Here is a 10,387-nt window from a genome sequence, read left to right on the forward strand (position 1 = left end):
GAACAGCACCGCGGTGCGCTTGGCCAGGGAGATGTCTCCCCAGGTCTCGGCGGCCTTGCGCGCGTTCGCTACCGCGGTCTCGAGGTCGGCCGCGTCCGCGAGGCGCAGCTCTCCGGTCTGCTCCCCGGTCGCGGGGTTGAACACCGGCTGGGTCCGCTCCCCGACACCATTGGTCTCTTCACCGTTGAGGAAATGCGGAATCGTCTTGACAGTCATGAATAGCTCCTTGGTGGGAAGGTCGGCAGGCTCAGGCGTAGATCTTCGCGTAGAGGGCCTGGATCTCGGCCGTGTCGGGCACGAGGGGGTTGTTGGCGGGGGAGCCGGAGGCGAGGGCCTGCTCAGCCATGAGGGGAGTCAGCCGCTGCCAGTCGTCGGGGTCGATGCCCCAGGACTGCGGCGTTGGGACGTCCAGGTCCTGGTTCAGGGCGTGGAGTTCGGCGACGAGCGCCTGGGCGGCCGCGGCGTCGTCGTCCTCCGGGCTGGCGACGCCGAGCGCGCGCCCGCAGTCGGCGTAGCGGGTCTGAGCGCCGCGAATGGAGAACTCGGTGACGGCTGGGAAGAGCATCGCGTTGGCGAGACCGTGCGCGATGTGGAAGTGGGCCCCGAGGGGCCGGCTCATCCCGTGCACGAGCGCGACGCTGGAGTTGGAGAAGGCGATGCCGGCCTGGGTCGCGGCGAGCATCATCGCCTCCCTGGCTTCCCGGTTCGACCCGTCCTTGTAGACCTCGCGGAGGTTCTTCCCAATGGCGGTGATGGCGGCGAGGGCGAAGCCGTCGGAGAACGCATTGGCCCTGCGGCTCACGTATGCCTCGATCGCGTGTGTGAGCGCGTCGACTCCGGTGTCGGCGCTGAGCCGGGCCGGCATCGAGAGCGTGAGCTCGTAGTCGACGACCGCGGCGACGGGCAGGAAGGCCGGGCCGGCGCAGAGCATCTTCTCGTTGGTCTCGGAGTCGCTGATGATGGAGAACTGGGTCGCCTCGGACCCGCTGCCCGCCGTCGTCGGGACTGCGACGACCGGCAGGGACGGCCCGGTGTTCCGCTTGGGCGCCTTGAACTGGCGCATCTCGCCGCCCTGCTTCGACAGGAGCCCGAGGGCCTTGGCGGTATCGATCGAGCTCCCGCCGCCGAAGCCGATCAGGATGTCGGCTTCGTGCTGCCTGACCGCCTCGAGCCCCCCAGCGAGGGAGTCTGTCGTTGGGTCGGGGACGGTCTCGGCGAACAGGGCGGTCTCGAAGCCGCTCTTGCGCAGGGCCCGCAGGGCGACCTCCACGGTCCCGGACTTCTGCATGAAGGGATCGGTGACGACGAGGGGACGGCGGGCGCCGATTTCGGCGATCACGTCGCCGAGCTCCTGGACAGCACCCCCGCCGACCCTCATGAGCCGCGGCAGGGCGATCTGGAAAGCCAAGGGGAACCTCCCGGTAGTCAACGGAGCCCGGGAGCGGGATTCACTGCACCGGGAGCGTCTTCCAGTCTCTGTGCAGGAAGGAGGCAGAACAAGAAGCAATTAGGCCCACGTCTGTGCGCAAATGCACATCGCACTACACTGAGCAGGTGATTCAAGCCGATGACCTTCGCTTCTTCCTGGAGGTGGCCCGCAGCCGAAGGCTCGTCGCCGCGGCCAGAGGCCTGGGCGTCGAGCACACCACCGTCGGCCGGAGGGTGACCCAGCTCGAACGTGCCGCGGGCACACGCCTCTTCGACCGCACGCCCAGCGGGTGGGAGCTGACCGAGGCGGGCCAACGCCTGGTAGTCCACGCCGAGGCCATCGAATCGTCCCTGCTCGCAGCCTCGGAGGAGCTGGGCTCGGCGCGCGGGCGGCTCTCCGGCACCCTGCGCATCGCTGCACCGGACGGCTTCGGCGCCTTCGTGCTTTCCCCCGGACTCGGCAACCTCAGGGCCGCCTACCCAGACCTCACGATCGAAATCGTCACAGCGACCAGGCTGAACCTGCTGGCCACCCGCGAATTCGATGTAGGAATCGCACTCGAAGAGCCCACTACGCGCGGGGTGCGCTCGAGGGAGCTGGCCAGATACGGGCTGAGCTTCTACGCGAGCCCCGACTACCTGTCGCGCACCGGAACTCCCCTCACCGTTGCCGACCTGAGCGATCATTCGATGATCGGCTACGTCGATTCACTCCTGGACATCCCGGCCCTGCGTTTCCTCGATGCGGCCCTGCCCGGCATGCGCCCGGCCATCCAAACCAACAATGTCAGCGGGCAATGGATGGCTGCTGTCGCCGGGCTCGGCATTGCCGTACTCCCGGACTTCGTGGCCGCAGCCGACGAGCGCCTCGTGCATATCTTCGAAGGAACGAAAATCGAGCGCACCTATTGGATAGTGGTACCCACAGAGCATCAGAGGCTCGCCAGGACCCGGGCTGCAGAATCCGCGCTCCGCGAGATCGTCACCGCACACGAGTATCTCAGCGCGGCGTAGGGCGGCGGGAATTATGTCCGCCCCGGGAGTGCCTTATCACCAAGGCAAAGGCGGACGACGGCGATCGCACCCTTTGTGCCACAACTCGCTTCTAGGGCCTGCCGCTGTTCCCATCTAGGGGTGGCCGCTGTTGCCCGATGGCTGGGACAGAATCGTCGGGATGTATTCAAGGAGCTGGATGCGTCCGTCGAAGGTCCGGCTGTCGGTCATCTCGAGCCCAACATCGGGGTAACCGTCGTAGATGCGTTCACGGCCGGTTCTCCCGGTGATGACGGGGAAGACGACCACGCGGAAGCGGTCCACGAGGCCGGCTTTCAGCAGAGAGCGGCACAAGGCGAGGCTGCCGATAGTGCGCATCGACTTCGACTCGACGGCCTTCATCTCTCGCACGGCCTCAACGGCGTCCCGCGGAATGAGCTGCGTGTTCGCCCAGGCGAGGGGCTCGCGCAACGTCTTCGAGAAGACAATCTTCGGCATCTCGGCCAGCGGTCCGGTGCCGGGCTCGCCGGCGGCGGAGAATCCTGACATGAGCCGGTAGGTCGTTGCTCCCATCAGCACGGTGCAGTCGCCCTCGGGGGCATTTCCGAGCCAGGCCAGATATTCGGGCCCTTCTAGGCCCCACCAACCGGGCCAGCCCTCGCCGGATGCGTAACCGTCGAGCGAGGTGATGAAGTCGATGAGGAGTTCCGGCATCGCTAAGTCCTTGTCCCTGATTCTCAGATCACGCTCATCTTCGCCCCGACGGAGTACCACGACAACGTCGCGCAATGCGGGAACCCTGATGCCCACTACGTTGGGCAGATGAATGATCTGTACGGACCGTGGGCGACCATCTCCGGGTTGCAATCGAAGTGTCATCCAGCTCTAAGAGCGAAGAGAAACCCACACGAATACAGTCTCGACATCTTGCATTGCCTATACCTGATTTTGCTACCACTGAAATGTGGGCATGCTTCCCGCCCGCGGCCGTGCCCGCTTCGCCATTGACGATTTGCTCGTCCGGCCTAGGCCGGCAGGCGGCCCTGATCAGGCCCGATTCGGGAGATCTACGTCGTAGGACGGTGAGGCTGCCATGAGGAAGACCAAGCTCTCAGCGGACGATTCCGGTGACCCGGAGCTGGAGATCAGCAAACCCAAAGCCTGGGCCGCGGGCTTACCGAGCCTAACCGAGTCCATTCCCCGCGCGCTGCGCGAAATGGGCCCCGAACGGTCAGTCAAGACTCTGCTGGCGATGAACCAGAAGGACGGCTTTGACTGTATGAGTTGCGCGTGGCCGGACCCGCCACATCGCAAGACCGCGGAGTTCTGCGAGAACGGCGCCAAAGCGGTCAGCTGGGAGGCGGACCCGCTCAAGGTGCCGGACACGTTCTGGGCCGAGCATTCTGTAAAAGACCTCCAGGGACGCACCGAGTATTGGCTGGGACAGCAAGGGCGCCTCGTCCGGCCGGTGTACAAACCAGCAGGGAAAGACCACTATCAGCCGATCAGCTGGGACAACGCGTTCGGCATCATCGCCCGGGAGCTCAATGCCTTGGAGAGCCCGGACGAGGCCACGTTCTATACCAGTGGGCGTACCAGCAACGAGGCGGCATTCGAATACCAGCTCTTCGCCAGGGCGTACGGCACCAACAATCTTCCGGACTGTTCAAATATGTGCCACGAATCCACTGGAAAGGCCATGGGGGAGACCATCGGAGTGGGTAAATGCGCCATCTCGTATCAGGACTTTGCCAAGGCCGACCTGATCATCATCATGGGTCAGAACCCCGGTACCTGCCATCCACGGATGCTCACCGCGCTCGAGGAGGCCAAGGAAGCCGGGGCGAGCATCGTGGCCATCAACCCGCTGCCCGAGGCTGGGCTCATCAACTTCAAGAACCCGCAGCGTCCCCGCGGCCTCGTCGGTTCCGGGACGGACTTGGCGGATCAGTTCCTGCAGATCCGGCTGGCGGGGGACATGGCCCTCCTGCAGGCGCTCTCGAAGCGCGTGCTGGAAGCGGAAGCGGCGGCACCGGGGGCTGTGCTCGACCACAAGTTCCTCGCCGAGCATTGCCAGGGTCTCGAGGAGCTCAAGGCGCATTTGGCCAAACTCGACGAGAGCGAGGTGCTTGCCGCCACCGGGCTGCGCAGTGAGGAAATCGACGAGTCGGCCGAACGCTACCTCAGGGCGGACAAGGTCATCATCACCTGGGCCATGGGCCTGACTCAACACAAGAAGGCGGTCCCCACGATCAGGGAGATCGTCAACCTCCTGCTGCTGCGCGGCAACATAGGCAAGCCCGGGGCCGGCCCTTCGCCGATCCGCGGTCACAGCAATGTCCAAGGAGACCGGACCATGGGCATCTGGGAGCAGATGCCCCCGGCGTTCCTGGACAAGCTGCAGCAGGAATTCGGCTTCGACCCGCCGCGGCGGAACGGCTATGACGCCGTGCAGAGCATTCAGGCCATGCGGGACGGCAAGCTGAAGGTCTTCATGGCCGTGGGCGGGAATCTGGTCAACGCCGTCTCCGATACCGCCGTCGCCCAGTCTGCGATGCAGAAGATGAAGCTGAGCGTTCAGGTATCCACCAAGCTGAACCGCTCGCATGCCTTCACAGGCGAGCAGGCTCTCGTCCTGCCAACCCTCGGGCGCTCGGAAATCGATGTGCAGGCAAGCGGTCCTCAGTTCGTCACCGTGGAGGACACGGTCTGCGCAGTGCATGCCTCTGCCGGACGGCTGGAACCGATCTCGGACATGGTGCTCTCCGAAGTGGCCATCATCAGCCGTCTGGCGCGCGCTGTGCTCGGCGATCGGTACGGCATTGACTGGGCGGGATTCGAGGCCAACTACGACTCGCTGCGCGAACACATCGGCCATGTCTGCAAAGGCTGCGAAGACTACAACCAGAAGGTTCGCCAAGAGGGCGGCTTCGTCCTGCCGCATCCCCCGCGGGACTCCAGGACGTTCCCGACGTCGACTGGCAAGGCGATGCTGACTGTCAACGAGCTCGGGACGATCGAAGTCCCGCCAGGCCGGCTCCTGCTCCAGTCGGTCCGCGCGCACGATCAGTTCAACACCACGATCTACAGCTTGAATGACAGGTACCGCGGTGTGAAGAAAGGCCGGCACGTTCTCTTCGTCAACCCCGAGGATCTCAAGGAGCTTGGCATCGAGGACGGCAGCTTTGTGGACATCTACAGCGAATATCAGGACAGTTCCGAAGAGCGGGTACTGCGGCAGTTCAGGGTGATCGCCTACCCGACGGCCAAGGGATGTGTGTGCGCCTATTTCCCAGAAGCGAATGTATTGGTGTCACTGGAGTCCACGGCGGAGGAAAGCAATACGCCGGTATCGAAGTCGGTGATCGTCAGGCTTGAACCCGTCGCGGCGCCGGAAACGGCAACTGCTGGAGTCCGCTAGAAATCGGCCGGAGCGGTCGGCGCGCTGCCGCTGGAAGGAATCGCCTATGAAGATTGGTCAATACTCCTATCCAGCACTATCGCAAAGGACCGAAGGTCATGAACCTCACGTTCCAGGCGTCGACATTCCTGCCGATCGCGTTGGGCTTTTTTGGACTGGGTACCGGCTATCTAATATACGGGCCCCAGGAACTGTTCGGCTGGCCGCAGCGAGACCCGCGGGTCGACCGCTCGACCGGGGTATGGGGCATCTGGATGCCCGGCTTCTGCCAGCTGCTCACCGGTGTTTACCTCTTTGTTGGGATGACCTGGTTCCAGGTCTTCAAGGATCCCCCGCTCTATATGGCCGCTCTGGCCTTCTCGGCTTACGGGATCCACTGGTTCGCCATCGGTTACAACCGCTATCAAGGCAGCGACCCGCGGCCCAACGCGGGCATGTCGGTCGCCTTCACGATCATCTCGCTGCTGGGCCTGACGGTATTCTTCAAGGCGGGCGACTGGCCTGTTGGACTGCTCTTCTGCGGCCTTTCGCTGATCTACATCAGTGATTTCTTCGCGAGCGTCGGAAAGACCTTCGGTGAAAAGTCGCTCGGGCTCTGGCACATTCTCACGGGCTTGTGGCTGATGTACCTGACGGTGGCAACCGCCCTCAATATCGCGTCCGGGATGAAGCTGCCGCTCTGACATCGCCGCGGCATCGGGCTCGGGACTGTCCGGGCGACCATGCGGAGGCGTCACGGGCGGCCGTGCATCTGCGAAGGTGGGACTTGGAGGGCCTCCCTCACCGTCTTCCCTCGGCATACGGTTGACAAGTTGTTCCACAACCGAGCGCGAAGGGATAGCGGAGAGATGAAGCAACGAACCATTGGGAACGTGTCCGTCAGCGCCATAGGCCTCGGCGGAATGCCGATGTCGATTGAGGGACGGCCAGACGAGCAGCAGTCCATTGCGGCGATCCACGCCGCTCTTGACGCTGGGGTGACCCTGATCGATACCGCGGACGCGTATCACTTGCCCGGCAAGAACGAAGTCGGTCACAACGAGGAACTCATCGCCAAGGCGGTTCGCTCCTATGGCGGCGACGTTTCGCACGTGATCATCGCGACGAAGGGCGGCCACCTCCGTCCTCAGGAAGGCCCTTGGGCACAGAATGGCGATCCCGCCTATCTCAAAGAAGCAGCCAAAGCTTCAGCACGTCGCTTGGGTGTCGAGGCCATCGACCTGTATCAGTATCATCGTCCCGATCCGCAGGTTCCTTATGCAGATTCCGTTGGTGCCCTTGCCGAGCTCCTCGATGAGGGCGTTATCCGGATGGCGGGAATCTCCAACGCCAACGTGGGGCAGATCAAGGAGGCCCAAGAGGTTCTAGGCGGCCGGCTGGCCTCAGTCCAGAATCAGTTCTCCCCGAAATTCCGTTCCAGTGAGCCGGAGCTCGAGCTCTGCGCGGAGATGGGCATTGCGTTCCTTCCTTGGAGCCCCCTCGGCGGAATATCGTCGGCACCCGACTTGGGGTCAATTCATGACGAGTTCGCACTTGTGGCCAAGACGCACGATGTGTCTCCGCAGGTAGTGGCCCTGGCATGGGAGCTCGCCAAAGCGGAGGTCGTCATCCCCATCCCGGGAGCCTCGCGCCCAGAGTCAATTCAGGACTCCGCGTCAGCCTCAGAGCTCGAGCTGGCCCCCGAGGAGCTTCAGAGGCTGGACTCCGTTCCCATGTCGTCACGCTGATCAGCTGCATCGGTGGGAGCAGCACGGTGATCGATTCCGGCAGTCAGCGTATCGATCCGGTCAAGCGCCTCGTCGAATCGCTTGACGGCCGACCACAGATCTCCGTGCTGCTCCCGGACCTCGTCCAAGCGTTTGCCCCCCGAACGTAGGGAAGCGAGGTCGAAGCTGACATTGGTGCGAGCCCCGGAGATCGCCGCCCGAAGGGCTCCGAAGGCCACGACGACATCCGAGACCAGGGCAGGATTTCCGTTCGACGCCAGCCACGCGAGAGGGTCGAGGGCGCCAAGGGCCAAGTCGCCGAGCACGGCCGACGCCTTGGCAGCGTTCAGCGAGGCCTCGCGTATGGCCTCCTCCCGCTCAGGACCCCGCTCCAAACGGAAGGCTGCACCGAAGGCCTGGGACGCCGAGGCGTCGTCATCCGCCAGTCGGAGGGCAGTCTCCCGGAGGGACTGCCCACGCCGTCGAATGGCATCGACTTCGACGCGGTCGCATTCGTCCGCGTCGGTGTAGCCAGCGACCATGGAAATCAATGAGGCCGCGACGGCAAGCATCAGCCCCGTGCCAGCGCCCCCGCCAGGCGAGCCCGTGGACTCGGCCAAAGCTCTCGTCCATTCTTCGACCGTCGAGCGGCGGGTGCTGACTTCGGGGGAATCGTTCACGCCTCCCAGTCTGCCCGGATGATGCACGCGGACACGAATGACCCGGGCCCGCGGAACCGCTGACGCCGGGGCCTCCGTCTACGCGGCGATGATCACCTTGAGCGCGTGCTCCGACGCAGCGTTGGCGAAGGTGTCATACGCCTCGATCATCTGATCGAAGGTGAAGCTGTGCGTGACGAACTTGGCGGGGTCGATCTCGCCGGCCGTGATCTTTTCGAGCAGGGCAGGCGCGGAGGTCGCATTGACCAAGCCAGTCGTGATGGTGATGTTGTTGATCCAGTCACGGTCAATCGGGAATTCGACCGGCTTTCCATGAACGCCGACATTGGCTACCCGTCCGCCGGGTCGGATCGAGTCGAGTGCTGTTGCGAACGTGGCAGGAAGCCCCACCGCTTCGATCGCCACATCGACCCCTAGGCCGTCGCGGCTGAGCCGCTTGAGTTCGGCCACGACATCGACTCCGGCGCCTACCGCCACAGTCTGCGTTGCACCGAACTTCTTGGCCTCCTCGAGCCGGTACGCATTTCCGTCGACGGCGATGACCTCCGACGCACCTGCTGGCCCCGCCGTCATGATTGCCGCAAGGCCAACCGGCCCCGAGCCAACGACGGCTACGACGTCGCCGTCCTTGACGCCGCCATAGAGGACGCCGATCTCGTAGCCGGTCGGCAGGATGTCGCTCAGCATCGTCCCCTGCTCCGCCGAGACGCCTTCGGGAAGGGGGATAAGCCCGTGATCCGCGAATGGCACCCGGACGTACTCCGCCTGAGTACCGTCGATGAGATGGCCGAAGATCCAGCCAATGCCCCCGAGGGTCTTGCAGTGCGAGGTCAGGCCCGAGCGGCAGAAGTCGCATTGCATGCATTTGCTGATGCAGGAAATGATGACTCGGTCCCCGACCTTGACCTTCTCGCATTCCGGGCCGACTTCGGTTACGACGCCGACTCCCTCGTGGCCGAGAATTCTTCCGTCGGTCACGGCCGGCACGTCCCCTTTGAGGATGTGGAGGTCCGTACCGCAGATTGTGGTTGTTTCAACCTTGACGATGGCATCAGTTGAATTCTCCATTTTCGGATCCGGCACATCTTCCCAAGATTTCTGCCCTGGACCGTGATAAACGAGTGCCTTCATGGTTGAACCTCCTGGCGCGCAACGAATCTGGGGGAAGGACGAGGAGGCGAGATGCCTCAAGCTCATGATCGCCATGCGACAGCCGCCGCGGTAGGGGCCGGAGGACCCTGTTGCTCAGCCTCGGACGTCCCGGTAAGACCTCCAGATGAAACGCGCGAGAAAGAATCCGAAGACGCCTAATGCCACTCCCACAATTGCCTTGACCCAATCGGGGCCGGATGGGTCCAATGCTCCGGGAAGGGCGAACATTGCAATGCCTTCGGCGCAGATTACAGCCCCTGTTCCTGCTGCCAACGCCCTCGCCGCCTGTGGCTGGGAGCTGTGCAGCAGTTTCGATCCGATCCCCAGCGCCACGATGGCGACGACACCTAGGACAACCGCGGCCAGCGTCATGAGGTCGTCCTCACCTTGCCAGACCGGTCAGAGGTCCCTTCCGGCTCTCTCGGGGCGTTGCACCACCCACTAGGCCGGAACCTCGCGCAGTTGCAGGTGATCGCCGCCGTCCTCGACAGGGCTTTGGCCGCACGAGTAGACCAGCAGCTTCATCGGGCCCTTGAGTCCTGCGAACTGATGCACAGCCACGATCTGCATCGGTCGCCCGCACACGCACGTCATCTCGGGATCCATACTCAGAGCGTACGCCGGGGCCCGCTGCCGAGGTAGGCCAGCTACGCCACCCGCTTGGAGGACGACGACGAAGGCCGCCCAGCGCCGTCGTCCGCCTTTTTCTTCTCGGTGCGCATTCCCGTAACGCCGGTGGAGGGGAGCAGTGGAGGGGAGTAGCTGTACCCGCAAGGGCAGTGGAGGGGTGTGAAGTCTCGGGACTGAATGGACACTTCTGTCTCAGGTGAGTGTGGACAGTGTGTCTCACGGGTCCGTGGACAGTTGGCGGTTCTGGTCGGCTCATGAGCGTCTATGAGCCCGATCCGAAGTTCCGTCTGAAGCTGGCCTTTGGCCGGCAATCGTACCCCCGCGGCCGAGCCCCCATCCCCGCCCGAGCCCGCCGCAGCCCTCCTCGAGCCCCGGAC

10 protein-coding genes are annotated in these 10,387 nt (G+C 64.0%); 4 read left to right on the forward strand and 6 right to left on the reverse strand.

Annotated elements, in window-relative coordinates; translation table 11 throughout:
- The coding region (locus tag LK10_RS16695; protein WP_043126155.1) for an aldehyde dehydrogenase family protein at positions 1 to 216 on the reverse strand (216 nt) is incomplete at its 3' end.
- Between the two features lie 31 nt (positions 217 to 247).
- Positions 248 to 1,408 (reverse strand): iron-containing alcohol dehydrogenase, encoded by a 1,161-nt coding sequence (locus LK10_RS16700; protein WP_156144222.1) that lies wholly within the window; start codon positions 1,406 to 1,408, stop codon positions 248 to 250.
- Positions 1,409 to 1,554: 146 nt separating this feature from the next.
- Between LK10_RS16700 and LK10_RS16705 the strand changes: the two genes are divergently transcribed.
- On the forward strand, positions 1,555 to 2,442 hold the full coding sequence (locus LK10_RS16705) for a LysR family transcriptional regulator (RefSeq protein ID WP_043126171.1): 888 nt from the start codon (positions 1,555 to 1,557) through the stop codon (positions 2,440 to 2,442).
- Between the two features lie 114 nt (positions 2,443 to 2,556).
- Here the strand turns inward: LK10_RS16705 and LK10_RS16710 are convergent, their stop codons facing one another.
- Positions 2,557 to 3,135 carry a dihydrofolate reductase family protein gene (locus tag LK10_RS16710; protein ID WP_043126158.1) on the reverse strand — a complete coding sequence of 193 codons (579 nt, stop codon included), beginning with the start codon at positions 3,133 to 3,135 and terminating at the stop codon, positions 2,557 to 2,559.
- Between the two features lie 379 nt (positions 3,136 to 3,514).
- On the opposite strand from LK10_RS16710, the gene LK10_RS16715 reads away from it, so the two are divergent.
- From LK10_RS16715 to LK10_RS16725, 3 genes are all read left to right on the forward strand, one after another.
- The gene (locus LK10_RS16715) at positions 3,515 to 5,842 is read left to right on the forward strand and encodes an FdhF/YdeP family oxidoreductase (RefSeq protein ID WP_043126159.1); all 2,328 of its coding nucleotides are present in this window, start codon (positions 3,515 to 3,517) and stop codon (positions 5,840 to 5,842) included.
- 98 nt (positions 5,843 to 5,940) lie between these two features.
- Positions 5,941 to 6,525, forward strand: coding sequence for a hypothetical protein (locus LK10_RS16720; RefSeq protein WP_043126162.1), 585 nt, complete (start codon positions 5,941 to 5,943; stop codon positions 6,523 to 6,525).
- Between the two features lie 165 nt (positions 6,526 to 6,690).
- Positions 6,691 to 7,569, forward strand: coding sequence for an aldo/keto reductase (locus LK10_RS16725; RefSeq protein ID WP_043126164.1), 879 nt, complete (start codon positions 6,691 to 6,693; stop codon positions 7,567 to 7,569).
- Here LK10_RS16725 and LK10_RS16730 read toward each other — a convergent pair.
- The 3 genes from LK10_RS16730 to LK10_RS22025 form a co-directional block, all read right to left on the reverse strand.
- Complete coding sequence (locus LK10_RS16730) at positions 7,533 to 8,228, reverse strand: cyclodeaminase/cyclohydrolase family protein (protein ID WP_052207494.1); 696 nt, start codon at positions 8,226 to 8,228, stop codon at positions 7,533 to 7,535. The two genes, LK10_RS16725 and LK10_RS16730, sit on opposite strands and share 37 nt — an antisense overlap.
- A gap of 78 nt (positions 8,229 to 8,306) precedes the next feature.
- Positions 8,307 to 9,359 (reverse strand): zinc-binding dehydrogenase, encoded by a 1,053-nt coding sequence (locus LK10_RS16735; protein WP_043126165.1) that lies wholly within the window; start codon positions 9,357 to 9,359, stop codon positions 8,307 to 8,309.
- A gap of 462 nt (positions 9,360 to 9,821) precedes the next feature.
- The gene (locus LK10_RS22025; RefSeq protein ID WP_156144223.1) at positions 9,822 to 9,986 is read right to left on the reverse strand and encodes a hypothetical protein; all 165 of its coding nucleotides are present in this window, start codon (positions 9,984 to 9,986) and stop codon (positions 9,822 to 9,824) included.
- Between the last annotated feature and the right edge of the window lie 401 nt (positions 9,987 to 10,387).

Origin of the sequence: Sinomonas humi (assembly GCF_000802235.1) — a bacterium.
GTDB lineage: Bacteria > Actinomycetota > Actinomycetes > Actinomycetales > Micrococcaceae > Sinomonas > Sinomonas humi.

Excerpts from the sequence above, each read along its gene's own strand:
- LK10_RS16735 (WP_043126165.1), bottom strand. The coding sequence starts at position 9,359 with ATGAAGGCACTCGTTTATCACGGTCCAGGGCAGAAATCTTGGGAAGAT.
- LK10_RS16715 (WP_043126159.1), top strand. The coding sequence starts at position 3,515 with ATGAGGAAGACCAAGCTCTCAGCGGACGATTCCGGTGACCCGGAGCTG.
- LK10_RS16710 (WP_043126158.1), bottom strand. The coding sequence starts at position 3,135 with ATGCCGGAACTCCTCATCGACTTCATCACCTCGCTCGACGGTTACGCA.
- LK10_RS22025 (WP_156144223.1), bottom strand. The coding sequence starts at position 9,986 with ATGGATCCCGAGATGACGTGCGTGTGCGGGCGACCGATGCAGATCGTG.
- LK10_RS16725 (WP_043126164.1), top strand. The coding sequence starts at position 6,691 with ATGAAGCAACGAACCATTGGGAACGTGTCCGTCAGCGCCATAGGCCTC.
- LK10_RS16720 (WP_043126162.1), top strand. The coding sequence starts at position 5,941 with ATGAACCTCACGTTCCAGGCGTCGACATTCCTGCCGATCGCGTTGGGC.